This window comes from Mycobacteriales bacterium, assembly GCA_035533475.1.
Classification (GTDB): domain Bacteria; phylum Actinomycetota; class Actinomycetes; order DATLTS01; family DATLTS01; genus DATLTS01.
In genome coordinates, this window is record DATLTS010000002.1 from 1 (window position 1) to 24,631 (window position 24,631).

A 24,631-nucleotide genomic window follows, 5' to 3' on the forward strand; every position below is an offset into this window, starting at 1 on the left:
GTCGACCAACAGTGACCGCCAAGGGGGAAGTACGGCCGAGGGCACCAGCAACGGCACCGATAAGCCCAACTCTGGCGATCAACTGACAAACGATCAAGCCGCCACGCCGGTCACCAGACGAAGACCGGCTGAGTAGTTACGTCCAGCTATTGGCCGGGATGTGGGAGTTCCGCAATCGCAACGTGTTCGGCGCCACTGCGTTTTCAACTTATGGGGGATTCTGGATCGGACTCGGACTCTACGTCACCCTCGTCGTGCCGGCGGACAAGCCAACCGCGGCTCAAGTAGGCAACGATCTGGGTTGGATCCTGCTGGCGTTCCTGATCTTCAACACCTACATGCTGATGTGGAGCACACAGGTGAACACCGCCGTCTTCGCGGTCTTCCTGGTCCTGGAGCTCACCGAACTGTTGTTGGTCATCGGCAACTTTTCGAGCAGCACAGGTTGGATCAAGACCGGTGGCGTGGTTGGCGTCATCACCGCGGCCGTCGCCTGGTACGCCTCGTCCGCCGGCGTTCTGAATGGCATGCTGGGGCGCCCAGTGGTTCCCGTCGGCGGACCGATGGGCGGCGCCCGGCCGGGAGTTGCGCGCCCCGGCAGCCCATTGCCAGGCGTCGACTGACGACGACCGTGGGTCGGACCTGTGCCGCTGAGCGCGTCGGATGTGGCCCGGGACGAGACCATGCGGCGTGCGAGGTGATGACCGGGCTGGCTGCGGCGGTGGCAACGAAAGGTGGAGGCGTTACGGTCAGCGGAGCCTGGTGGACACCGTACCTGTCGCAGACGGCTTGGTGGTCAGGATAGCAAGGCGCCCGCCGGGCGGACGGCGACGGGGCTCGGGTGGGGGTTACCGATTCGATATCCATGGGGTGGTGCCAGGCGGCCAACGGTCCGGTGAGGGTGCGCAAGCTAGCACGTGCCAGCTGAGTGGCCCGAGAACGTCGACGCGTCGACTGCTGCCGCCCCAGGGTTCTCATTCCCAGGGCAATGGCATTCGCGCCACAGGAGACACAGGGAGAGTCGCCGATGCCTGACGAGCACGCCGAAACCTCGGCTACGGAAATCGCGGTCCACTGGCAGGAAGAGGAGTATTTCCAACCCCCGCCGGATTTCGTCGCCCAAGCCAACCTCACCGACCCAGAGGTCTATCAGCGGTTCGCGCTGGAGCACTTCCCCGACTACTACCGCGAGTTCGGAGAAATGCTGGACTGGTTCACGCCCTGGGATACGCTCCTCGACGCGAGTAACCCGCCGTTCTGGCGTTGGTTCGTCGGTGGTGAGCTCAACGCTTCGTATAACTGCGTCGATCGTCATCTCGCTCAGTACAAGAACAAGACTGCGCTCTATTTCGTCCCAGAGTCCGAAGACGAGCCTGCCGTAGCGATCACTTACCAGGAGCTTTTCGTCCGAGTTAACGAGCTGGCAGCCTTTCTTCGCGACGCGGTGGGCTTACGCAAGGGCGACCGGGTCACCGTGCACATGCCGATGGCTTCGGAGCTGGCCGTGACCATGCTCGCCTGCGCCCGGCTCGGGGTGATCCACTCCGTGGTGTTCGGCGGGTTCAGCGCTCAAGCCTGCGCGGACCGAATCGCCGACTCGAAGAGCTCGGTGCTGGTCACGATGGATGGGTACTGGCGCGACGGGAAGTGGCTCGACCACAAGGCAAAGGGGGACGAGGCGGTCGCAGCCGCTCACGATGCCGGACAAGAGATCAGTACCGTCCTGGTCTGGCAGCGCCACCCGGGCCAATACCGGAGCGCTGCCCCGCTCATCGAGGGCCGGGACGTGGTCGTGAACGACGCTATTTCGTCCTACGTGGGGCAACGAGTGGATCCGGAGCCGATGCTGGCGGAAGACACCCTGTTCCTCATGTACACGAGCGGTTCAACCGGCCGGCCGAAGGCCGCTCAGCACTCCACCGGGGGTTACCTCTCCTATGTCACGGCCATGTCAAAGTTCATCCTGGACATCAAGCCGACAGACGTGTACTGGTGCATGGCGGACATCGGATGGATCACTGGACATTCGTTCATCGTCTACGGACCGCTGTCCCTGGGGGCATCCTCGATCATCTATGAGGGCGTACCCACCTACCCGGATGCCGGACGGCCGTGGCGGATCGCGGAACGGCTCGACGTCAACATTTTCCACACCTCACCGACGGCAATCCGCAGCCTGCGTAAGCTCGGAGCCGAGGAACCGACGAAGTACCATTACCACTTCAAGCTGATGGTGACCGTCGGGGAGCCGATTGAGCCGAACGTCTGGCGCTGGTACTACGACGTCGTGGGCAAGCAGCAGGCGGCGATCGTCGACACCTGGTGGCAAACCGAGAACGGTGGCTTCCTCTGCAGCACGGTGCCGGCGCTCAAACCGATGAAGCCCGGTAGCGCCGGGCCCGGTGTGCCGGGCATCCACCCGGTGATCTACGACGAAGACGGGAACGAGTTGCCAGCCGGCGCGGGACGAGGTGGCAACATTTGCATCCGCAACCCGTGGCCCGGCTCGATGCTCAGCATTTGGGGCGACCCCGACCGGTACGTGGCCACCTACTACACCCGCTACTGCAAGGATCCGGGTAGCAAGGACTGGCGCGACTGGCCATATTTCGCCGGGGACGGGGCAATGATCGCCGAGGATGGCTACTTCCGGATCCTCGGCAGGATCGACGATGTGATCAACGTGGCTGGCCACCGGATCGGCACCAAGGAGATCGAGTCCGCCACGTTGAAGGTGCACGGAGTGGCCGAGGCCGCGGTCGTGGCCGCGCGCGACGAGATCAAAGGAACGGTGCCCGAGGTCTTCGTGGCGCTCCAACCTGGGACGGAGGCGACGGAGGAACTCGCGAAGCAGGTCTCCGAATCCGTCGCGCGAGAGATCGGCCCGATCGCCCGGCCACGCAAAGTTTGGCTCGTCCCCGATCTCCCCAAAACCCGATCCGGGAAGATCATGAGACGGGTGCTCGCCGCGATCAGTAACGGGACCGAGGTCGGCGACGTGACGAGTCTGGCGAACCCCGAAATCGTTGAACAGATCCGCCAGATGGTCCAGACCTGAATCCCGAGCTTGGCGATGTGGAGCCGGCGCGGCGGTCGCCCGGCTCGGCTCCCGCCGCTCCCGCCCCCTTGGGCTCATTGCTGCCATCGGGACCTGGCAACCCGGCTCGACCCAAGGCGAACCTGCCCATCGCACCACCCTCGTGTCGACGCAGGGCAGCCGCCGATGCGACATGACCCCGCCGGCCACCATGGCGTCCCACGGCAGCTGCCTCGGCAGGGGGCCTCGACGCGGAGTTAGCGGAAGGGTACTGTCCGACCTTTTCGCGGTCTCCGTCCGCCCGAGAAGCGGCGTGCCACCCGGGCAGTCCGGCGGCGTGCGCCGGGCCCGAAGCGTGACCGGGGATGGCTGCGCCGGCCGGGAGCTGCTCCGGCTGCCGCCCGGTCGAATCGCGGTTCTGCCCGGTCGGATCTACCGTGGCTGGCGCGGCATTCACGTTGAGTTGGCGGGAGACCCCGGGTGAAGGAGACGCTGTGGCTGGCTGTTGCCGCGCTCGCGGTGGTCCTCGTCGGGGTCTTGCGTTTCGTGGTCCGTGGCGGGCGGGACCTGGGCACTCCCACGCAGCGGACGGCCTACGACACGTTGCACACCGCAAACCTGGCGGCGCCACCGTTACGGGCGGGCTTGACCCGCGACAGCGCCGGCCGCGCGATCGGCGCCCTGCGTCGCGTTCTCGGAACCCGGGCCGCAGCGCTGGCCGGCGTCGACGGGGTGCTCGCCGCGGACGGAGTGGACGACCTGCACATCGACTTGCTGACCCCGGTGATGGCCCAGGTCATGAGTAGCGGCCGGGCGCGAGCGGTGGCGGTCGGCGAGCTCGGCTGCGAGGGGGTCGCCACGTGTCGGCTACGGGCCGGGGTGGTGGTCCCGCTCGAGGTCGACGGTGCGGTCGTGGGGGCACTGGCGGCCTTGGATGAGACGGCCTCCGCGGGCCTGCTCCGGCTGGTGGGCGAAGTCGCTCGATTCGTGTCGACGCAAGTGGCGCTGGCCGAGTTGGATGCCTCGCGGCGCCGGGCGGCGCAGGCCGAACTTCGCTTCTTGCGGGCGCAGATCTCCCCGCATTTCGTCTATAACGCGTTGACTGCGATTGAATCGTTCGTCCGAACCGATCCGGCCCGAGCTCGTGAGCTCCTCGTCGGATTCGCAGACTTCATTCGCTACAGCTTCCGCGGTCAGGGTCAGTTCGCCTCCCTTGCCGAGGAGCTGCGCCTGGTTGACACCTATCTCGACTTGGAACGCGCCCGCTTCGGCGACCGGCTGTCGGTGACGCTCCGGGTCGCGCCGGAGGCACTCGGTGTGCAGGTGCCGGTGCTGATCTTGCAGCCGCTGATCGAGAACGCGATCCGGCACGGGCTGGAGGGCAGCGACCGGGCCGGGCGGGTGCAGATCACCATCCAGGACGCGGACAGTGAAGTGCTCGTCACCGTCGAAGACGACGGGATCGGAATGGTGCCCGCCGACTTGCGTCAACTACTCGAAGATCGAGATACCGAAACCTCCGGGGTGGGGCTGCGCAACGTCGATGAGCGACTGCGTGCGGTTTACGGCGAGGCCTATGGTCTCGTCGTCGAGACAGGAGTGGGGGCCGGTACCGAGGTGAGCCTTCGAGTGCCGAAGTCCCGGCCCGGGGCCCGGTCCTCGTGAGCGGATTGATGGTTCTCGCCGTCGACGACGAGGCCCCAGCCTTGGAGGAGCTGACCTTCCTGTTGCGCGAAAGCCGCTTGGTCAGCGAAGTTCGCGCCGCTTCGAACGCTAACGACGCGCTGCGTGAACTGAAGGATCATCAATTCGATGTCGTGGTTCTCGACGTTCGGATGCCCGGTCTGGGGGGCCTTGATCTTGCCCGGGTGCTGGCCCGGTTCGCCCAGCCGCCTGCGGTGCTGTTCCTGACGGCCTTCGAGGAGCACGCGCTTGAGGCTTTCGAGGTCCGGGCAGTCGACTACCTGCTCAAACCGGCAACTGCCGAGCGGTTGGATCGAGCTCTGTCAACCGTGTCTCGTTTGCGGCTGCCCGCCGAGCCGGCGGGTGACCTCGACGCGCTGCCCGTCGAATCCGGCGGCAACACCCGGATGGTCGCCCGCAGCGAGGTCATCTGGGTGGAATCGGCTGGGGACTACGTGCGCCTGCATACCCGGGATGGGGGAGGCTATCTAGTCCGGATGCCGATGGCGGTGCTCGAGGAGCGCTGGATAGCGCACGGTTTCGCGCGGGTGCACCGGGGGTACCTCGTGGCGCTCCGCGAAGTCAGGGAACTGCGCACTGAAGGCACACAGGCCTCGGTTGTGGTCGCCGGCCACGAATTGCCGGTGAGCCGGCGGCACCTTCGAGAGCTCCGTGAGCGGCTGGTCCGGCCAAGTCGGCGTCGGGACGGCCCATAGCCGCCGCCGGGTACGACCGCCGAGGGTCCGCGGTGCCTCACTTAGGGAGGTCCGGATGATCGGGTCGTGCACGTGACCCGAGTCATGCCTATTCTGGCCAGTCGAGGGCTTGACCGATCTCTGCTTTGGTGGGGACGGTGTCGGTACCTCGGAGGGTGCCAGGGAGGCCCAGGTCGCGTGGCCGCGCGTCCTGGCGCGGTGACAGCGGGACGCCGACCGGCATGTGCTGCGATCGAAGGGGTCAAGTGAGCACGGAAGACGATGCGCCGCGGCGCGAGGTGGTGTATGCGCGGCGGGCGGCCCGCCGTATCGCTCGCTCCACCCCGGCGGCTGGGGACCTGTATGCCCGCGACGAGTACGGCCGGGCTCTGCTGCGGGCGCTCACCCGGGCGCAGCTGGCGACGACGCTCGCCGTACTCGGCCCAACGGCGGTGCTGTTAGCCGCCTACCCGTTGCTCGCCACGCTGATACCCGGGCTCGCCACTGCCCGGATCGGTGGCGTCCCGCTCGCCTTGATGGTGCTCGGCGGCGGGATTTACCCTCCGCTGGTCGCGTTGGGCCTGTGGTACGTGCGTCGGGCGGAGCGGGTGGAACGACGGTTCACCGATCTGCTCGAGCGCAGGTGAGCGAACCCGCCGCTGTGGCGGCCGTCGTCGCGGTGACGGCGGCAACAGCCGTGATCGGCGCCCGTGGCGTGCGGGTATCGCGCACCCCAGCTGACTTTCTCGTCGCGGCTCGCGAAGTGCCGCCGATGCTCAACGCGTCGGCGATCTCCGGGGAGTACCTGTCGGCGGCATCCTTCCTCGGGGTGGCCGGGTTGGCGATGCAAGACGGGCTCGGGGCACTGTGGTACGCGGTCGGTTACGCGGCCGGCTACCTGGTTCTGCTCGCTACGGTCGCCGCGCCGTTGCGCCGATTCGGCGCCTACACCATCCCCGACTTCGCCGAGGGTCGACTGGACTCGCCGCTGCTGCGCCGCGCCGCGACTGTCCTGGTGGTGGCCATCTGCGGGTTTTACCTGCTACCGCAGCTCAAAGGCGCGGGGATCACCTTGCAGCTCGCCCTCGGCTCGCCGTACTGGGTCGGTGTCGCCGTTCTGGGCGTGGTGGTGACCGGCAACGTCGTCAGTGGTGGGATGAAGGGGATCACCCTGGTTCAGGCCTTCCAGTACTGGCTGAAGCTGACCGCGATCGCGCTGCCGGCGCTGGTGCTACTGATCGGGGTACACCATGCCAGCCTAGCCTCGGCGAGTCGGCCGGCACCACTAACCTTCACCACGGCGACCCGAGTTGACTTCCCGCAAGCGGAGGCGATCGACGTGGCCGCCCCGATCAGGGTGCGCGTCGAGGGCCGTGTCGATGGGGTCGCGCACCACGGCGAACTGTCCCTGGGCGCCGGGAGCCATTCTGTGGCTGCGGGGGCGAGTGTTGAGTTCCCCGCCGGTGCCGCAGCCCCCCATCTTCGGGGCCTCACTCCGCTGGGTGGGCTGCAGTGGTCCTCCCCGTTCGTGCACCTGCCCGGGCAGGGCCAGCACCTGCTTGCCGCGACTTTGGGCGTGCTGGTGGCCACCTTTCTGGGTGCGATCGGACTGCCGCACATCCTGGTGCGCTTCTACACCAACACCGACGGGGCCGCGGCCAGGCGCACGACGCTGATGGTACTGGCGCTGCTGAGCTGCTTCTACCTGTTCCCCGCCATCTTCGCGCTACTCGGCCGACTTGAGGCTCCGGGCCTGTATACGTCGGGGCAGACCGATTCGGTGGTGCTGGCGTTGCCCCGGCTGGCGGCCGTCGGAGGGTTAGGAAGCCTGCTCGGGGCGATCGTTGCGGCGGGTGCCTTCGCTGCGTTCCTGTCTACCTCCTCGGGTTTGATGATCAGCGTGTCAGGGGCGTTGGCGCACGACCTGCTCCGCGGCGGGGTTCGAACTTTTCGCATTTGCGCGGTGACGGTCGGGCTGGCTACGACCCTCGCGGGCCTGGCGGTGGCCGGATTCCCGATCAACGTTCTGGTCGGGTGGGCGTTCGCGATCGCGGCCTCCTCGTTTTGTCCGTTGCTCGTGCTCGGCATCTGGTGGTCGAGGTTGACCTGGCTCGGGGCGCTGGTTGGGCTGGGCCTCGGTGGTGGCCTGTCCTCGGCGGCGATCGTCGCAACCATGCTGGGCGTTGGCCACAGCGGGTGGCCGGCGGTGCTTCTCGGCGAGCCGGCCATCTGGGCTGTCCCGCTCGCCTTCACCGCGATGGTGGCCGTCTCGCTGGGGAGCCGTCGTCGCTTACCGGCCGACGTCATAGGGAAGCTGCTCGCGCTGCACCTGCCCGAGGCGGTGCGCCTGCCCTATCAGCCCGGTGTGTATCCGGCAGCGGCTCCGGCTGCGTTGGCTCCCCAGCAATGGCCGGGTCGGGTCGGGTCGTTCACGTTCCGCTTCCGGCGGCGGCCGGAGCGCCACCCGCGACCGCCCCCGACGAACCGCTGAGCGCGGCAAACCGGCCGCTCGGCGCAAACGCCGGGTCCGAATCCGCGCCCGCCGGGCGCCCTCCCTTGAACCTGACGCCGGTTTCCTCTCTACTCATGGCCGTGACCTGCCCTGCGAGCGGTCCGGCTTCCCGCCGTACCCGGAAGATTGCTGGCCGGGTCGCTGTCGCTCCGCTGAATCCGGGCGCCGGATGGGCGCCAGACCAGGAGGCGTCATGATGACGGCTCGACGACATCTGGCGAGCCGAGTCCTCGTGAGTTCGCGTGGGGGAGGGAACGTTGATCGGCACCAGCGCCGGCGCCGGGTGGGTGCCCTGGTGGGCACGATTGCCCTCGTCGGGGTCGCTTCTTGTGGCGCGGCGCCCAGCCAGCCGGGCGGACCGGGCACCAGCGCCGGCGGCAGCATTTTCGTCGCCGCGCAACGGGCCGGTGAGATCGACCGATTGGACGCGACGACGCTGCGCCGGACGGCGACCTGGACGATCGGCGGGGACCCACACATCCTCGCCTACGACCGAACTCACAACCTGCTCTGGGTCAGCGCCCCCAAGACCGGCATCCTCCGCGCCCTGAACCCGGCCACCGGCCAGGTGGTCACGACCATTCGAATATTCCAGCCAGATGGGCTGGCACTGGTCCCGGGGGATCGCATCCTGCTCGTGACCAGCGGCTACTACGCCAACCGGCCGGGCTGGGTCGTCTATGTCGACACGGCCACGCGCCGGGTCATTACTAGCGTCGCCGTCGGTCACGCCCCCCACTCGATCCAGATCACCCCCGACGGCCGCCTCGCCTACGTGGCGGTGCTGTACTCCGGCGATGTCGCAGTCATCGACGTTGCCGCTCGCCGGGTGGTACGCACCCTCCCCACCCCGGGCGTCCCCTACTTCGTGTTGCTCGCCGGTAACCACCTGTTCGTGACGCGGATGTACGCCGGCCAGGTCAGCGAATTCGACGTTCCCGCTGATCGATTGATCGCCACATACCCGCTCATCCAGGGCTTGTCCCAGATGGCCATCTCCCCCGACGGCAGCCAGCTGTACGTCTGCGAGAAAGGCTTGCTCTACTTTGTGGGCTTCCCGACCGGCAACATCGGAACTGCGGTAGCCATCATCGACCTGCACACCGGAGCCAGTTTCACCGTCACCGTCCCCGCCGGGCCGGATGCCATCGAGCTCCTCGGTGACCGGCTGCTGGTCACCAGCAACGGGCCGGGCACCGTCTCGCAGATCGGCCTGCCCTCGCTCAAGATCACCACCGTGTCGACTGGGAATTTCCCGACCTCGCTGGCCGTGATCGGCTGATGGGCTGCCCAAGGGATCGACCACCTAGGGCGCGATGACGCCGCTCACGCGTTTCGCCGCCGGCCGGCACGGCCTGTTCTTGGCGCACGCCTTCGGGAAGCGCTACGACCTGCCAATCCCCCTATACCTGTTCGTGGCCGGCGGCGCGGTCATCGTCTTCGTCTCCTTCCTCATTGTGCTGCCCACCCCGGTCGCCACCGGGCCGCTGATCGTCGCCGAGGACCGCACCCGGGGGCCGCGCCACGGGGCGAGGGCGGCCGTCAGCGTCGGGGGGGTCGTGTTGCTGTGCCTGGCGGCTGGTCTAGCCGGTTCCCAGTTGGTCGCGGAGAACATCCTGCCCACCGTCTTTTGGCTGATTGTCTGGATCGCCGTGCCGATCAGCTGCGGGTTGCTCGGCGACTGGACCCGGCCGGTCAATCCGTTCGCCGCGCTGGCCGGTGCCGTCGACCGTGCGAGTGTGCGGCGGGTCGTTCTCGGTGGGCCGGCGCTGGCCTGGCCACGTTGGCTCGGCTGGTGGCCCGCTACGGTGCTGTTCTTCGCGTTCGCCTCCGGTGAACTGATCTTCAACGCCACAGCGACGCTGCCGCAGGTCACGGCCCTCGGCCTGATCTGCTACGGGCTGCTTACCGCCGTTGGTGCCGTGGTGTTTGGCGCCGAGCGCTGGCTTGAACGGGGAGAACTGTTCTCGGTGCTATTCGCTACCTGGGGACGACTCGGCTGGTTCCGGTTCGGCGCCGCCGGCCGGCGCGGACCCCTCGGCGGTCTGGACGGAACTGTCTTCGAACCCACGGTGAGCCGGGTCAGTTTCGTGCTGCTGCTGCTGGTGTCGGTGTCCTTTGACGGGTTGCTCGCGACACCGAGCTGGAAGAACGCCCGGCTCTACCTTTCGCTACACGTCTCCCGCGGGTTCGTGCCCGGCACCATGGTCTACGAACTCGGCGAGGTGGTCGTCTTCCTCGCGCTGCTCGGGTTCGCCTGGCTGCTTTTCGGTGGCTTCGCCTGGGCGGTCAAACGGGCCGGCCGGCTCGGCGGCGGGCCGGTCCATGCCATCGCCGGCCTGCTGCCGTCGGTGTTGCCGATCTCCCTCGGCTACTTGGTGGCGCACAACCTGGAGTACCTGTTCATCAACGGGCAGCTGCTGCTGCCGCTACTCGGCAACCCGGCCGGTCTGCGGTCCTGGCCACGGATTCCGTACCCGTTCAACGACAATTACGAAGTCAACATCAATCTGGTGCCGTCGTCGGTGGCGTGGTACATCGCGGTTGCCCTGATCATCTTGGTACACGTCGCAGCTGTGGTGCTGGCCCACCGTTACCTCGCGCGCACGGCCCGGCCCGAGCGTGCGCGGCGGGCGGAATGGCCGTGGATCGCCGCCATGGTCGGCTACACGATGTCGAGCCTGTGGCTGCTCGCGCAGCCGATCGCGCAGGGCGGCGGGTGATGACCGGTGCCCCCGGATCTCCCCCGGAGGAGTGCGCGGATGGCTCGGGCAGCGCAGAGCTCGGATCAGGCCAACTCAGCTGCCGGCCCTTGCGCACCGACATTCTCCCTCGGCTCGGTGAGCGTGCCTCGGGGCAGTCGATGAGTCGTCGCGGTGGTCCGCTGTCCCTCGGGCTGGTGCTCTGCGCGGCTTATGCGGTCATCGCGTGGGGCTCGGCCCACCTCGGCGGCGGTCACGGAGTTCGCCCCCTCTATGAAGGGCCATGCCCACCCACGACCTGCCCGGTCTGCCCACCCACCTGCCCGACGTACTCGCCGTACGCTTCGCCGACCTCGACCGCCCCCCCGTCGAGCACGCCGCCGAGTCCACGGCCGAGCTCCGGGTCGTCGTCCCCGCCGTCCGGATCGGGCTCCGGCCCTCCGTCGCTGGCGCCGACGCCGGGATCACCGTCCTCACCGGGCCCCGGGGCGAGCCAATCCCCGGGCGCTTCGACCTCACCCCGACCGCAGCGATCCTCGGCCGGGTCCTCGACCTCGCCCGCGGTGGGCCCGATGCCGGTGGCGGGTGCCCTGATCGGCGCGCAGGGGGGCAGCGCGTCCTCACCCGATGGGGAAGTCTCGGTGGTCGTTCCGGTGGGCGCTGTCAGCGGTCCGACCCAGTTCGCTTTTCTCCCGCTGAATCCCGGCCCGCCACCACCACCCGGGCTTCACGCCGCGAGCCACATCTGGCAGGTCAGCGCCATCACCAGCAGCGGGCAGCTGCTGGCCTCGTTCAGCTCGCCGGTCCAGGTCGTGTTCCGCTACAGCGGACCGTCTCCCCGGTTCATCGGCTCCTGGGACGGTCGAGGCTGGGCCGAGCACCCAAGCACGGTCGACTCGCTGTTCCAACGGATCAGCGCCCCGGTAACCCAGCTGGGGATTCTAGCCGCGTTCGGCTCCAGCCCGGCCGGGCCACCAGCCGGCGCACAGGGCGCTGGCGTGCCAGCGCTGCTGGCCGGCGCCCTAATCGCGGCCGCGGGCGCAGCGCATCTGGGCCACCGGCGCCGGCTCCGTCCGACGCCTCCCGGAGACTCCCGGTGAGTACCGCGGCCACCGCGTTGGGAGCGCGGTCGCGCCGAGGGAGCATCGTCGTCACCACCGCGGTGAGCATTGCCGGGGTCGGATTCAACCTGATCAGGCTGCAACTTCGCCTCGACCGGGGGCCCTACCTGGCCTCCGTCGTGGCCTTCCTCGGATTCGGGGTGGCCGCGCTGGCGGCCGCCCACATTACCGGGACCACCAGAGGCGAGCTGGGCCTGATCCGACCGCGATGGCGCCGCCTGGCCCTCGGCGGCGCGCTGGCAGCGGCCGTCATGATCGGCATGGCATTCGCGACCGCGCCGCTCACCCGGCTGCCCGATTTCGGCCAGCTGGTCGACGGTCTGGTGCTGTTCGGGCTGTGCACCGCCCCCGCCGAGGAGCTGATGTTCCGTGGTCTGCTCTACGCCCTCATCGACCGCCGGTTGGGGCCGGTGGCCGCAGTCGCGGTGAGTTCCGTGGCCTTCGCTGCTGCCCACATCCCGGTCTACGGGCTCGCCTCGCTGCCCGTCGCGGTCGCCGCCGGATTGCTGCTCGGCTGGCTGCGCTGGTGGTCCGGCTCCCTCGCCGGCCCGTGGGCCGTACACACCGTGGCTGACCTGTCCCTGCTCTGGCTGTAGGAGGCTCCCCCATGACCCGCCCCCGGCTTCGAAGCGCTGCGGCCACCGTGCTCAGTGCCCTGTGCCTCGCATCTGCGGCGGCGTGCGCCCCGCACAGCCAGCCGCCGACGCTGCTCCTCGGCGCCGTGTTCCCGCTCACCGGGACCGCGGGTCCACTGGGAGCGGAGGAGTACGCCGGGGTCCGGCTCGCCGCCGAGCTGACGAACCGCGGGGGCGGCATCGACGGACGTCTAGTCAGCATCGACGTCCGCGATGTGCCGATCGCCGCCGACGCGGCTGCGGCGGTCGACTCGCTGCACGCCGCCGGGGTGCCGCTGATCCTCGGCGGCTTCTCCTCCGACCTGTCCATCCCGGCCAGCGCCACGGCGGCGCGCGACGGGATGGTCTACTGGGAGGCTGGCGCCGAGGCCGATCAACTGACCGGGCGGGGGCTGCCGACCGTGTTCCGGGTGGGCGCCACCGGGGGGCAGTTGGGCGCCAACGCCGCCCGCTTCGTGATCGGGCAGATCGCTCCCCGCCTCCACCGGCAGCCCGCGGGGCTGCGGGTCGCCGTCGTGGAAGCCGACGACGCCTACGCCGCCTCCGTGGCCGATGCCGCCGTGGCCGTGTTGCGGGCCGGCGGCACCCCGGTCGTGTCCCGAAGCCTCTACGACCCGTACACCCCCAGCTGGGCGCCGGTGATCGCCGAGCTGCGCGCCGCCCGTCCCGACATCCTCCTGTTGGCTTCGCACATCCCCGACGGGATCGCTTTTCGGCGCGCCTTCCTGGCCGCCGGCCTGCGAGTCGACGCCTTCGTGGGCTCGACAATGGCCCAATGCCTGCCGGACTTCGGCGACGCACTCGGCGCGCAAGCAGTTGGGGTATTCGCCTCCGACCGCCCCGGCGACGGCTTCGACCCGGCGAAGCTCCCCCCGGCAGGGCAGGGCATCTACGACCAGTTCGCCGCCGCCTGGCGCGCCGAGCATGGCCGGCCCCCCACCGAGGAGGCGCTCTCCGGCTTCACCGCCGCTTGGGTGCTGCTGCACCAGGTGCTCCCAGAAGCGGCCCGCGCCGGCGACCTGTCCCCCTCCGGTATCGCCGCGGTTGCCCGAACCATTAACTTGCCGTTCGGGTCCCTGCCGAACGGGGCCGGCGTCCTGTTCGCGACCGGTAGCCAGCTTGGGCAGAACCTCCGCGCAGCCGCGGTGATCTGGCAGTGGCAGGCGCCGCGGCACAGCGTCGTCGTATGGCCGGCGGCTTACGCCACCGGCCACATCGAGCTCGTCGCGGGCACGTGACGGTTTCAACGTGGGCCAGCAAATCGGCCACCGTTCAGTCGGCGGTCCTCGTCGGCGGGGCGGCGGCGGCGCTGGGCCTGCGGCTGGTCATCGGCGGCGCCGCCGCCGGTGTTTCGCCGGCGGCGGCGCTGGTCTTCGCCGCGGCGTTCATCGCCCTGGCGATCGCCGACGGTTGGCGACCCGGCGACATCCGGCTGCGCCAGCTCGCGGTCGGGACACTCGGCGGGGCGGTCCTGTGCATCCCCCCGACGATCACCCGGCTGGCGGGCCACGGGATCGGCGCCGGCCCCTGGCGGGATTACCCGACCTGGGCACTTGTTGTCGCCGCCGTCGCGGTGGCCGAGGAGGTGCTGCTCCGCGGCGCCCTGTACGACCGTCTCGCAGCCGGGGCGGGGAACCTGCTGGCGATCGGCATCGGGGCGATCCTGTTCGCCGCCCTGCACGTCCCGCTCTACGGTGGCCACGCGGTGATCCTGGACCTTGCAGTCGGCGTGTGGCTGGGGGCTCTGCGGCTGGCCACCGGCGGGGTCGCGGCGCCGGCGGCGGCGCACACGGTCGCGGATTGGGCAGCCTGGTGGCTCCGCTGAACGGGCAGATCCGATCCACGGCTGCATTGCTGTGCGGGGTGACCCTGCTGGGTGTTGCTTGGTTGTTGTCCCCGCCGTCTTCGCCGCCGCTGTATGACGGGCTGATCCTTGGCGATGAGCCCTACCGCTACCTCAACCCGCCGGCCGGCTACCGAACGACGCCACCGCCGAGCTCGGCGCGCCTGATTCTCACGGTGCGCCACGGAGGCGTGCCTTCGTTCACGGTGTCGACCAGCGAAACCCCGCCACAGGCGCAGCTCACCGGCCCCGCCGGCGCCCTGCGGGCACCCGTTCACGTGAACACCGTCACAGTCACCCTCACTCCGGTGCTGGCTCCCGCCCCGGCACCTGCAGGTGACCGCGTCGACGGCAACACCTACCGGTTCCAGGCGCTTGCCGCCGGGATTCCCGTAGGAGTTGCGCCTGCGGTCAGCCTGATCGTGGCCCTACGCGGCACGGGTGCTTCGGGGCAACCGACGCTGGCCCTCTTCGACGGCCACGCCTGGTCGCTACGACCCACCGTGCAGACCGGTACCCCCGACGACTACGCTGCCACGATCGCCGCCACCGGTGACATCGCACTCGTCCTGCCGCTCAATGTCAGCGCCCATTCCAATCCGCCCGGACCCTCGCCGGCTGTCGATGTCGAGGTCGTCGGCTTGTTCGCCGGGCTGCTCGCCGCGCTCCTCGTGCTGCTGAGGATCGGGCGCCGACCCGAGGGCGGATGAACTACGGCCGGCCCTGGCTCGATGGTCCCGAAGGTTCGGGCGTAGACAACGGGCTGGCTTCGCCGACATGACCCGGTTTCGCATTCGCGATCGCGGCCGGGCCGCTGTCGACGACGGCTGCCTCCCATCACAGCGCCCTGGCCCGAGGCGCAATGGCCCGTGTGGGGAGGCGCCATCTCGGACCATCGTCGACTCGGTCGGTTCCGTGGCCGGAATTCTTGCCGTTCGGCGACGGGTTTCGACCGTTCGGCTCATCGCCGCGGTACGACGCGGCTACCTGGGGGGACGGGCCCCCCGTCCGCGGCTAGCCTCGAACGCCCCCGAGAGAAAGGTCCGCTATGTCCGGTACGCGCGGTCGGTGGGTCGGGCGGCGCGGCGCGCTGGCCGGGACGCTCGCGGTGGCGCTGATGCTGCTGCTGCCGACCGTTCTCGGCGCCGGGTCGGCGGGGGCGGCGGGTCTGCTGGTCGGCCCGAACGTCAGTGTGCCGCCGGCGCATTGCGGGCCCGGATCGAGCCCGGAACACGGGGTGCAGGGCGAGGTGCCGCTCAAAGACCGCCAGGACGGCCGCTCCCAGCTCGGATACCGGTGCAATCTGGTCCTGGTCGGCCAGCACCAAGGACAGGGCGCCGGCTGGCAGAACGCCTGGTACGGCAACTGCGACTACTACGACACCAAGACCGCAGCGGATCCGGCCGACTTCCCCAACGGCAACGGCAACGGCCAGATCAGCCCAGGCACCCAGGTGATCGACGTGGCCAACCCGGCGCGCCCTGTGTTGACGGCGAATCTGAATACGCCGGCGTTGGATGGGCCGTGGGAGTCGTTGAAGGTGAATCAGGCTCGGGGGCTCCTCGCCGGAGTCGGTGGCTTCGGCGCCGACGGGGAAGGGCCACTGTATTTCGACGTCTATGACGTGAAGACCGATTGCGCCCACCCGAAGCTGCTGGCCAGCGTGCCGAGCGACGTGCCGTACGGGCACGAGGGGAACTGGGCCCCTGACGGAATGACCTACTACGCAGCGACGAACACGCTCTCGGTTGCGGCCATCGACGTGAGCAATCCGAGCACACCGCGGCTACTCACGGTGTTCAATGCGGAGACCCAACCCGGCGACAACATGCACGGATTATCACTCAGCGCCGATGGCGACACCATGTACGCCGCCGCGATCGGCGGGCTGCAGCCGGGGGTGGGTCAGAACGGGATCGAGATCTGGAATGTGAGCGCGATCCAGCACCGGGCAGCCGCGCCGGTGGCCACCCATGTCGGCTCAGTGTACTGGACCGACGGCGCCGTCGAGCAGGCTTCGATCCCGATCAGCTACGACGGGCATCCGTATCTGATCGCGTTCGATGAGGGCGGTGCGGCCAGCACAACCTCCGCGCTCGGCTCGTTGTCCGGGGATCCGGCCGGCGGGGCCCGGATCATCGACATCGCGAACCCGGCCGCCCCGTACGTCATCTCCAATGTCCGGCTGGCCATCCAAACCCCGAAATACGCCATGCAAAACGCCGCCGACATCGCCGGCAACGGTTCGTTCGGATATGAGGCGCATTACTGTTCGGTGGATCGGCAGGTCAACCCGACCGCGATGGCCTGCGGCATGTTCCAGTCGGGGATCCGGGTGTTTGACATACGGGACCCGTATCAGCCGCGGGAGATCGCGTATTTCAACCCGCCGGCGCAGGTCGCCAAACATGGCACGCTGAACGGCTCGGAGCATGACGGCGGGTCGACCAACACGCAGCCACCGAACGACACCACGGACTGGTGCACCTCGCAGATCCGGTTCTACACCGCGGCCGACGGCAGCCGCGAGTTGTGGGCGCAGTGCCAGGACAACGGGTTCATGGTGCTCAAATTCACCAACGGGGCTTACCCGCTGCCTTCGCTGACGACCAGCGCCCTTGCCGGTTCCGCGCCCGCCAGCAAGCCGACAGGGGCGACCAAGAGCCCGATGAGGGTCGCGGTGCTCGGCGAATCGCTGCCTGCCACCGGCGGCTCCGCCGGGCTCCCGATCGCGGCGCTGGTCCTCGTTGGCGCGGCACTGGTGGTAGGTGGCTCGTCCAGACGATTGGGGCCGCCGAACTCATGGGGTCGGCGTCGGCGGTCACGGTGCCCGGGGCGGTAGGTGGCTCGGGGTTGCCAGTCGAGCCGGCGCGCTGGATGGTAGAGGCGCCCGCGCCGGCCACCGGCCCCCATCCGGGCCGGCGTTTGGCTCGGTACGGGCGGGAAGGGAAGATGAAAGCCGCCGACGGAGCCACGTCGCCCACAGCCGGTCGGCGCCGCCGCCAGGTCGCGGCTGCGGTCGCGTGCATCTCCGTGGCGGTCGGTCCGCTTTCTGGCTGCGCCGGCAGCGGCCTCAGCGCGCGGAGTCCGTCCGGGCTCCGGGTGGGCGTGATGCTCCCGCTGACCGGTGTCGACGCTGAGCCGGCGCGGGAGGAACTGAACGGGATCGAGCTGGCGGCAGATGCTGTGAATCAACGCGGCGGAATCGGCGGCCGCGCCATCGACTTGGTCGTGCGGGACGTCAACTCGATCGCCGCGGCATCGCGAGTGGCTGCACAATTTCGGCAGGCCGGGGTGCCGCTGGTGATGGGCACCTACGCGAGCTGGCTAAGTCTTCCCGCGGCGCACGCGGTCGCTACCGACGGCATGGTGTATTGGGAGACCGGCGCGGTCGCCGATCAGCTGACTGGGGCCGGTCAACCGCTCGTGTTCCGGGTCGGGGCGTCCGGGTCGGACCTTGGGCAGAACTCGGCGACATTCGCAGCCCTGCAACTGGCGCCCCGGCTGCACCTATCGCTGCCGCGGCTGCGCCTCGCTGTTGTGGAGGAGGACGACCCGTACGGTGACTCGGTCGCCACCGGTGTCGTCGGGGAGGCCACCCGGCGCGGGATGCCTGTGGTGGCACGGATCCGCTACAACGCGGCTCACCCCGCCTGGGACACCGTCTTCGCCCAGCTGCGCGCGGCCGCGCCGGATGTCGTCATGCTCTCTTCCTACATCCAGGATGGGGTCGCGTTCCGCAGGCAGATGCTGGCCCGCGGGTTTCACACCGGTGCTCTGATCGGCACCACCATGGCTGAATGCGGCCCGACGTTCGGCTCCGAACTGGGCCCGGACGCCATCGGGGTGTTCGCATCCGACCGGCCGACGCGGGGGTTCAACCCGGCAGCGCTCAACGGCAGCGGCCGCGCGGCCTACGCCGTGCTGGCCGACGACTACACCCGTCGGTTCGGGCTGCAGCCCGCGGAGGAGGCGATCTCTGGGTTCAGCTCGGCGTGGGCGCTGTTCGTCGACGTGTTGCCGGCCGCCCGCCAGCTCGATTCGCTGGGCATCGCGGCAGCCGCCCGGGGCCAAGACCTAGCCGCGGGCACCTTACCCAACGGGGCGGGCCTGAAGTTCGCGACCGGTACCGAACAAGGGCAGAACCTGCTGGCCGCCAGCGTCATCTGGCAGTGGCAGGGGGTGCGGCACAGCGTTACCGTGTGGCCGCAGGTCTACGCGTTCGGGCACATCGAACTGGTGCCGCTACCTCGCTGAAGATCTTGAATGCGACCGAATTGCGCGGGCTCGAGCCCTCCATATGCTGGTCACCCGATTACCCGCACAGGTGGACGCGCGGTAGGGGCAGGTGCTGCCGTTTGGCGCCCGGCTTCAACCGTTTAGCGCAAAATGTTGGGGTTTCCGGCTACCTGGGGGGACGCAAGTACCCGGGGTAATTAGTGTGGGCGGCCTTCGATCCGGAGGTGTCTGCCGATGTGGCTCGCGGCTACCGGGACCAGGCGTGCTGTGCTCGCCTGCATGACCGCTCTCCTCGGGTTCACGATGCTTGTCGAGCCGGCGGCCGGTGGGACCGCTCTCACGGGGGGCGGACTCAACTCGCCGGGCTACTACCAAAACGTGCCCCGGCCGCATTGCGGTGCAGGCAGCAACCCCGAAACTGGATTCCAGGGCGAGGTCCCACTGGCGAACCGCGCCGCCGGGTTCCAGGGGTTCTCCTGCAACCTCCAACTGATCGGGCAGTCTCAGGGTGAAGGGGCTAGCTGGCAGAACGCCTGGTACGGCACCTGCGACTACTACGACACAGCGGACAATCAAGGTCAGGGGCCAACCCACGTCGGCGCGCAGCAGCATCTAGGGACCGTGGTCTTGGACGTGGCCAATCCGAGTCACCCCACCCCGACGGCGTATCTCGCCAGCCCCGCGATGCTGCACCCCTGGGAGGATCTGAAAGTCAACCAGAAGCGCGGACTCTTGGCCGGGCAATTGGAGTCCGGTACCCCCTTCGACGTCTACAGCGTCAAGAACGACTGCGCCCATCCCGTTCTCCTGGCCAGCGTCCCGATGCCCACCACCGCGCAAGGGCACGAGGGGGAGTGGGAGCCCGACGGACGCACCTACTGGGCGGACTCCGCGGGCACAAGCATCCACGCGATCGACGTCTCTGATCCAACCCACCCGAAGTACATGTTCTCCTGGACCGCACCAGACAGTGCGAGCACGCATGGGATGTCGTTCAGCACGGACGGAACCCGCGGCTATTTCGTGACCACCTCCATTACCCCGGCCGCTCTCGCTTCGCATCCCAACGGGTTCGTGATAGCCGATATCAGTGACATTCAGTTCCGGCGGCCCCATCCCCAGGTTCGGGAGGTCAGTCACGTCTACTGGTCGGATGGCTCGGAGGCGCAGGGGACAATCCCGGTGACCATCGGCAGCCGGAAGTACCTCATGGTGTGGGACGAGCTCGGCTCCGCCGGGCTCGCCATGCAATCCGGATACGCCTATTCCTGCGCGTCAGGACTGCTCCCATACGGCATCCCTCGGATCTATGACATCACCGACGAGCGACACCCGGTGCTGGTCTCGAAATTGACCTTGCAGACTAACCAACCAGCCAACTGCGCAACGACCATCCCTGAATGCTCGGGCCAGGTGATCTTCTGCTACGACAGCCATTACTGCGAGGTCGATACCCGGGTCAATACCACCGCGCTGGCCTGCGGGTTCTTCAACTCTGGTATCCGGGTCTTCGATGTTCGGGATCCCTATCACCCGAAGGAGATCGCATACTTCAACCCGCCGGCGCAACTGACGAAAGACCCCCAGCTTTGGGGCTCGGAGCACGCTCACGGGGACATCGGCGGCAGTGTGATCAACGCGGACTGGTGCACATCCCAGGTTCGCTTCTACACAGCCGCGGACGGTAGTCACGAACTCTGGGCGCAGTGTCAGGACAACGGCATGATGGTGCTCAAGTTCACGAATGGTGCGTACCCGCTGCCTGCATCGGGTACGACGCCCATAGCACTGAGGGACAATCCAGCTTCCGTATCGGTGGCGGCCAGGGCGGCTGGCTCCTCGCCGGAAGGTAGCTCGCTACCGCAGACCGGTGGCTCCGTCCAACTCGCCATCTGGGCGCTGGCAGCGGCAACAGCTGGCCTAGCGGTATTCCGCGTATGCCCCCGATGAGGAGCAGCCAGTCCACGGCTTCTGTGCGTACGGTGCGCACCTACCTTTCGGCATAGGCGTTCACACGAGGCGAGCGCACCAGCGTGAGGATGATTGGCAGGCTTTCGGCGCGGAAGACGTCGTCGAACTCGCGGGTGGAATTGGTGTCCCGGTCACGGATCAGTGGTATTGGGGCTAGACCGCCCACGTGGGCTGGCCACCTTGGCACACGTCGGACTGTTCCCGGGCTCGCCCTGTTGGCGGCGCCGTCCGCCGCTGCGAACGCAGCGACTGTATCTCGCTGGCCATCGCGTCGAGGTCGCGAAGGAACGCCGCTAGCCGCTCGCGGGCCTGCTCCGCTCGGGCTGACAACCCCTCGAGCTCGAAGAGGTTCCAGGAACGCAGCAGCGGCCACAGCACATCGTCGTGGTGGATGCGCAGATCATAGATGCCGGCGTGGGCGATCTGGACTGCCCGGCGACCGAAATCGCGGATTCCGGTGCCTGGCATCTGAAAGCCGATCGCCTCGCCGGCGATCGCCTCGATCGTTTCGTCCGGCGCCAACTCGAGTGCCGCACGGACCAGGTCCCGGTAGAAGATCATGTGCAGGTTCTCGTCCGCGGCGACCCGGGCCAGCAACTTGTCGGCCAGCGGATCGCCGGTGAAACGGCCGGTGTTGCGGTGCGCGATCCGGGTCGCTAGCTCCTGAAACGACACGTAGGCGAGGACCTCGGCCGGGCTCTTGCCGCCCGCGTGGTAGCCGGTCTTCATCTGCTGCATCCGGTCGCGCTCGAGAGCGACCGGATCGACGCCGCGGGACACGAGGAGGAAGTCGCGCAGGCACATCGCATGACGCCCCTCCTCGGCGGTCCATTGGTGCACCCAGGTTCCCCAGGCGCCATCCCGTCCGAACCTGGTCGCGATCTCGTAGTGGTAGCTCGGCAAGTTGTCCTCGGTTAGCAGGTTCACCTCGAAGGCCACCTGCGCGACCGGTGAGAGCGTCGACTGTCCGGGTTGCCACGGCTCAGCAGTGAAGTCGCGCCCCTGACCCCACGGCACGTACTCGTGTGGCATCCACTCTTTGGCCGCCGAGTAGTGACGGTCCAGGTTCGTCGCGACTACGGGTTCGAGCTCGGCGAGCAGATCCATCGGTCTCCTTCACGGGTTCATTTTCTACGTTCGCGTAACCTACGCCACCGTAACCTACGGTGGCATCGGCGGACAAACCGGGCGGCTACGGTTGCACCGGCGATAACGATGCGGGTCGCCGCGTACCGAATGAGGGCCAGGAACCCGATTACGGTGGCTGGGCAGGGCCAGGCGGTTGGCCCCATCGAGACTCAGGGCGCGGCCTGCGGGTGAACCGCAGCAGGAGGTGGCGTCTCCGCATACGAACGGGGGCCTCAGCGTCGGAGGCGGCCCGGTGGAGCTCCGTCCGAGACGCGAATCCTGGCGCAGATCGGGGGGCGCGCACTCACCGGTTGTGACTGGAGCGCATACCAAATCCCCGACCTGGGTCTCCAGTTGTTCAGCAACCTCTGGCCACAGTTCGGCGTGGTCGCCTCTCACCTTGCTCCCGAGGGCGAGACCAGAGGGCATGCTCGGCACCGGCGGCTGGTGGCTCGCAAGTGGACCTACCCGAATCGGCGAAGTGGTCGTCCGGCAGTCGATCCGCAGATCGTCGAGGCGATCCTGCGGTTGGCCTCGGAGAACCCGCGTTGGGGGTATCCCAGGATCGCTGGGGAACTTGGCAAGTGCGGCATGAAGGTGTCGCCGAGCACGGTCGCCAAGGTGCTCCGCCGCCGCGGATTGGGGCTGGCGTCGCGGCCGGCCGGTCCCCGTTGGGCTAGCTTCCTGCGTGCCCAGGCGGCCGGCATCCTGGCTTGTGATTTCTTCACGGTCGACACCGTGCTGCTCCGCCGGCTCTACGCGCTGTATTCATCGAACTCGACACCCGCCGGGTACACGTGGCCGGGGTCACCGCGCACCCGAACACGGCCTGGGTGACCCAGGCCGCCCGGAACGTTTCGGTCCGACTGGCCGAATTCGGCCGGCCCGTGCGCTTCCTCATCCGCAACCGGGACAGCAAGTTCGTCGCCGACTTCGACGATGTGTTCCGCGCCGACGGAGCGAAGATCATCCGGACCCCGGTGCAAGCCCCGAAGGCGAATGCTCATTCGGAGAGATGGGTTCGCACCGCTCGGGAGGACTGTTTGGACTGGCTGCTGATTGTCGGTGCGCGCCATCTTGAACGCGTGCTCGCGATCTACGTCCGGCAATATAACCAGGCCAGACCCCACCGTTCGCTCGAACTGAAGGTGCCAGACCCTAAGCCGAGGCCGGACCACGTCGATGCAATGAGTCGACTCCAGCGACAGGACCTGCTCGGGGGATTACTCCACGAGTACGAGCCCGCCGCGTGACGAGTTTATGCACCCTACGGGTCCTTTGAGGTCCGGAGGGCCGTCCTGGAGGTGCCGCTCTGCATCGGCTTCGAACGGTGTTTAAAAGCGTTCGGGACGTGCGTCGGATGTTGGCTGTGCCCGACATTGGCCAGCAATGCTCGAATGTTGGCTCTGAGCAACATCACCGCGTACACTTGCGTATGTTGCCCATAGCCGACATCGGAGGTGCGTCGTGTGGGTTCGTCCGCGGGGCCGCAATGGTTTGGCCAACGGCTTGGCGACGGTTCGCAAAGCTGCTTCGGTGACGCAGGTGGATCTTGCCGACAGGCTAGGCGTGAACCGCTCGACAGTGATCGACATGGAGGCGGGCCGGAACCCCGTGCTGACCCGGTACGCGGACGCGCTCGCGCTGCTCGGCTTCGACGTGATCCTCGTGCCCCGGGCCGCCGTCGTTGAGGTGCGGGAGTCTGCCGTGGGCATCTCCGCCGAGTCGACGCTCGGGGTTGCGGAGCCGCGATGAGCGAACTCGTCGTCTGGCTCGAAGGCCTGCCGGTCGCTGACGTGACCGAGACCCGCCGCGGCGGCCTGCGGCTGGTGTACCGGGACAGTGCGGTCACTGCCTTGGGTGTCGGCGCCCTGTGCCTGTCGACGGCGCTGCCGGTATCTCCGAAGCCGTACGCCGACGGTGCCGCCCTGAGCTGGTGCGAAGGACTGCTACCGGAAGGCGAGACGCGCACGCAGCTCGAGCGGCAGTTCGGCGTCCGGCGCGGGGACACATTCGGGTTGCTCGCGGCGCTCGGCCGTGACTGCGCGGGCGCTGTTTCGTTTCTCCCGCCCGGTGAGATGCCAGCGGCCGCCGGGCACGTGCACCCGCTGACCGCGGACGAGCTGACGGCGAGCGTTGAGGCGCTGCCGCAGCACCCGCTCGGCGCGGACGAGGAGGTACGAGTTTCCCTCGGCGGTTTGCAGCCAAAGTTGCTGCTCGTCCGCACCGACGACGGCTGGGCACGCCCGTCCGCCGGCGCGCCGAGCACCCACATCATCAAGCCTGAACCGACCGACCCGGCGCTTGCCGGGTTGGCTGCCGCTGAGGCGCTCGTGCAACGGGCCGCTGCGCTTGCCGGCGTTCCCGCCGCGGAGGTTGCGCTCGAGAAGTGGGCCGATCGGAACGTGCTTGTCGTCACCCGGTACGACCGACGTGTCACCAGCGGCGGCGGTGTCGTTCGGATACACCAAGAGGACGTGGCGCAAGCCCTCGGCAGCGACCCGCCGTCCGGTCCCGGAAAGTACGAGACGCTGGCGTCGACGGCGCCGACGTATGCGCGCCTGGCCGGTGTTCTGCGTGACCATGCCGCCGACGTTGAGATGCAGCGGCAGCGGCTTGGTGAACTGATGACCGTCAACGTCGCCGTCGGTAACACGGACGCCCACGCGCGCAACCACTCCTTCCTCATCCGCGGCGGCACTGTCGAACTCGCTCCGCTCTACGACTCCGCTCCAACGATGTTCTTCGCCAAGACGCGGCAGCTGGCGCTGTGGGTCGGGGGGCAGGCCATGCTCTCGCACGTCACTCGCCGACACCTTGCGGATGAGATGCGTGCATGGGGGGTCGCGGACGCAGCCGCTCAGGCGGTTGTCGAGCGGGTGCTGACTAGCCTGGATCCAGCGCTAATCATGGCGGCCGAGCAGCTCGATGTACCTGACGAGTTGCTACAACGCACCCTGGTGCAAGTGCACCGGCTGGCCGGATCTCCTTCGGCGCGGCAAGACCACTGACCTCGCTCTGCGTCACTACCGATCGGCCGAGACGTCCGGCTCATGCCGCTGCGC

Annotated in this window: 22 protein-coding genes; 21 read left to right on the forward strand and 1 reads right to left on the reverse strand. The window is 68.4% G+C overall.

What is annotated here, in order from left to right:
* The first annotated feature begins 128 nt into the window (after window positions 1–128).
* From VNG13_00030 to VNG13_00110, 17 genes are all read left to right on the forward strand, one after another.
* Window positions 129–623, forward strand: coding sequence for an acetate uptake transporter (locus VNG13_00030; protein HVA58914.1), 495 nt, complete (start codon window positions 129–131; stop codon window positions 621–623).
* A gap of 404 nt (window positions 624–1,027) precedes the next feature.
* On the forward strand, window positions 1,028–3,058 hold the full coding sequence (acs, locus tag VNG13_00035; protein HVA58915.1) for an acetate--CoA ligase: 2,031 nt from the start codon (window positions 1,028–1,030) through the stop codon (window positions 3,056–3,058).
* A gap of 292 nt (window positions 3,059–3,350) precedes the next feature.
* Complete coding sequence (locus VNG13_00040) at window positions 3,351–3,521, forward strand: hypothetical protein (protein HVA58916.1); 171 nt, start codon at window positions 3,351–3,353, stop codon at window positions 3,519–3,521.
* The gene (locus VNG13_00045; protein ID HVA58917.1) at window positions 3,518–4,702 is read left to right on the forward strand and encodes a histidine kinase; all 1,185 of its coding nucleotides are present in this window, start codon (window positions 3,518–3,520) and stop codon (window positions 4,700–4,702) included. The genes VNG13_00040 and VNG13_00045 overlap by 4 nt, the downstream gene beginning before the upstream one ends.
* Window positions 4,699–5,436, forward strand: coding sequence for a LytTR family DNA-binding domain-containing protein (locus VNG13_00050; GenBank protein ID HVA58918.1), 738 nt, complete (start codon window positions 4,699–4,701; stop codon window positions 5,434–5,436). The genes VNG13_00045 and VNG13_00050 overlap by 4 nt, the downstream gene beginning before the upstream one ends.
* A 245-nt stretch (window positions 5,437–5,681) precedes the next feature.
* The gene (locus VNG13_00055) at window positions 5,682–6,062 is read left to right on the forward strand and encodes a hypothetical protein (protein ID HVA58919.1); all 381 of its coding nucleotides are present in this window, start codon (window positions 5,682–5,684) and stop codon (window positions 6,060–6,062) included.
* Complete coding sequence (locus VNG13_00060; protein HVA58920.1) at window positions 6,059–7,906, forward strand: cation acetate symporter; 1,848 nt, start codon at window positions 6,059–6,061, stop codon at window positions 7,904–7,906. The genes VNG13_00055 and VNG13_00060 overlap by 4 nt, the downstream gene beginning before the upstream one ends.
* Window positions 7,907–8,222: 316 nt before the next feature.
* Complete coding sequence (locus VNG13_00065; GenBank protein ID HVA58921.1) at window positions 8,223–9,209, forward strand: hypothetical protein; 987 nt, start codon at window positions 8,223–8,225, stop codon at window positions 9,207–9,209.
* A gap of 34 nt (window positions 9,210–9,243) precedes the next feature.
* Window positions 9,244–10,650, forward strand: a complete 1,407-nt coding sequence (locus VNG13_00070; protein HVA58922.1) for a hypothetical protein — start codon at window positions 9,244–9,246, stop codon at window positions 10,648–10,650.
* 551 nt (window positions 10,651–11,201) lie between these two features.
* Window positions 11,202–11,729, forward strand: coding sequence for a hypothetical protein (locus tag VNG13_00075; protein ID HVA58923.1), 528 nt, complete (start codon window positions 11,202–11,204; stop codon window positions 11,727–11,729).
* Window positions 11,726–12,346 carry a CPBP family intramembrane glutamic endopeptidase gene (locus VNG13_00080; protein HVA58924.1) on the forward strand — a complete coding sequence of 207 codons (621 nt, stop codon included), beginning with the start codon at window positions 11,726–11,728 and terminating at the stop codon, window positions 12,344–12,346. Before VNG13_00075 ends, VNG13_00080 begins: the two co-directional genes overlap by 4 nt.
* An 11-nt stretch (window positions 12,347–12,357) precedes the next feature.
* Window positions 12,358–13,623 (forward strand): ABC transporter substrate-binding protein, encoded by a 1,266-nt coding sequence (locus VNG13_00085; protein HVA58925.1) that lies wholly within the window; start codon window positions 12,358–12,360, stop codon window positions 13,621–13,623.
* Window positions 13,620–14,210, forward strand: coding sequence for a CPBP family intramembrane glutamic endopeptidase (locus VNG13_00090; protein HVA58926.1), 591 nt, complete (start codon window positions 13,620–13,622; stop codon window positions 14,208–14,210). The genes VNG13_00085 and VNG13_00090 overlap by 4 nt, the downstream gene beginning before the upstream one ends.
* The gene (locus tag VNG13_00095; protein ID HVA58927.1) at window positions 14,198–14,938 is read left to right on the forward strand and encodes a hypothetical protein; all 741 of its coding nucleotides are present in this window, start codon (window positions 14,198–14,200) and stop codon (window positions 14,936–14,938) included. Before VNG13_00090 ends, VNG13_00095 begins: the two co-directional genes overlap by 13 nt.
* A 338-nt stretch (window positions 14,939–15,276) precedes the next feature.
* Window positions 15,277–17,070, forward strand: coding sequence for a hypothetical protein (locus VNG13_00100; protein ID HVA58928.1), 1,794 nt, complete (start codon window positions 15,277–15,279; stop codon window positions 17,068–17,070).
* Window positions 17,071–17,180: 110 nt separating this feature from the next.
* Entirely contained in the window at window positions 17,181–18,485 is a 1,305-nt protein-coding gene (locus VNG13_00105; GenBank protein HVA58929.1) for an ABC transporter substrate-binding protein, read from the forward strand.
* A gap of 261 nt (window positions 18,486–18,746) precedes the next feature.
* Window positions 18,747–20,417, forward strand: a complete 1,671-nt coding sequence (locus VNG13_00110) for a hypothetical protein (protein HVA58930.1) — start codon at window positions 18,747–18,749, stop codon at window positions 20,415–20,417.
* Window positions 20,418–20,591: 174 nt separating this feature from the next.
* Here VNG13_00110 and VNG13_00115 read toward each other — a convergent pair whose 3' ends face one another.
* Window positions 20,592–21,545: an acyl-ACP desaturase gene (locus VNG13_00115; GenBank protein ID HVA58931.1), complete on the reverse strand. Its 954-nt coding sequence runs from the start codon at window positions 21,543–21,545 to the stop codon at window positions 20,592–20,594.
* Between the two features lie 468 nt (window positions 21,546–22,013).
* Here VNG13_00115 and VNG13_00120 point away from each other — a divergent pair, with 468 nt between their 5' ends.
* From VNG13_00120 to VNG13_00135, 4 genes are all read left to right on the forward strand, one after another.
* Window positions 22,014–22,403, forward strand: coding sequence for a helix-turn-helix domain-containing protein (locus VNG13_00120; protein ID HVA58932.1), 390 nt, complete (start codon window positions 22,014–22,016; stop codon window positions 22,401–22,403).
* A complete protein-coding gene (locus tag VNG13_00125) occupies window positions 22,400–22,819 on the forward strand; it encodes an integrase core domain-containing protein (GenBank protein HVA58933.1) in 420 nt (139 codons plus the stop codon). The genes VNG13_00120 and VNG13_00125 overlap by 4 nt, the downstream gene beginning before the upstream one ends.
* Window positions 22,820–23,033: 214 nt before the next feature.
* On the forward strand, window positions 23,034–23,321 hold the full coding sequence (locus VNG13_00130) for a helix-turn-helix transcriptional regulator (GenBank protein HVA58934.1): 288 nt from the start codon (window positions 23,034–23,036) through the stop codon (window positions 23,319–23,321).
* Window positions 23,318–24,577: a HipA domain-containing protein gene (locus tag VNG13_00135; GenBank protein HVA58935.1), complete on the forward strand. Its 1,260-nt coding sequence runs from the start codon at window positions 23,318–23,320 to the stop codon at window positions 24,575–24,577. The genes VNG13_00130 and VNG13_00135 overlap by 4 nt, the downstream gene beginning before the upstream one ends.
* Window positions 24,578–24,631 lie beyond the last annotated feature (54 nt).

Coding starts and splice junctions, on each gene's coding strand:
- VNG13_00070 (HVA58922.1), top strand. CDS start 9,244: ATGACGCCGCTCACGCGTTTCGCCGCCGGCCGGCACGGCCTGTTCTTG.
- VNG13_00075 (HVA58923.1), top strand. CDS start 11,202: ATGCCGGTGGCGGGTGCCCTGATCGGCGCGCAGGGGGGCAGCGCGTCC.
- VNG13_00110 (HVA58930.1), top strand. CDS start 18,747: ATGACCGCTCTCCTCGGGTTCACGATGCTTGTCGAGCCGGCGGCCGGT.
- VNG13_00100 (HVA58928.1), top strand. CDS start 15,277: ATGTCCGGTACGCGCGGTCGGTGGGTCGGGCGGCGCGGCGCGCTGGCC.
- VNG13_00105 (HVA58929.1), top strand. CDS start 17,181: ATGAAAGCCGCCGACGGAGCCACGTCGCCCACAGCCGGTCGGCGCCGC.
- VNG13_00135 (HVA58935.1), top strand. CDS start 23,318: ATGAGCGAACTCGTCGTCTGGCTCGAAGGCCTGCCGGTCGCTGACGTG.
- VNG13_00115 (HVA58931.1), bottom strand. CDS start 21,545: ATGGATCTGCTCGCCGAGCTCGAACCCGTAGTCGCGACGAACCTGGAC.
- acs (HVA58915.1), top strand. CDS start 1,028: ATGCCTGACGAGCACGCCGAAACCTCGGCTACGGAAATCGCGGTCCAC.
- VNG13_00085 (HVA58925.1), top strand. CDS start 12,358: ATGACCCGCCCCCGGCTTCGAAGCGCTGCGGCCACCGTGCTCAGTGCC.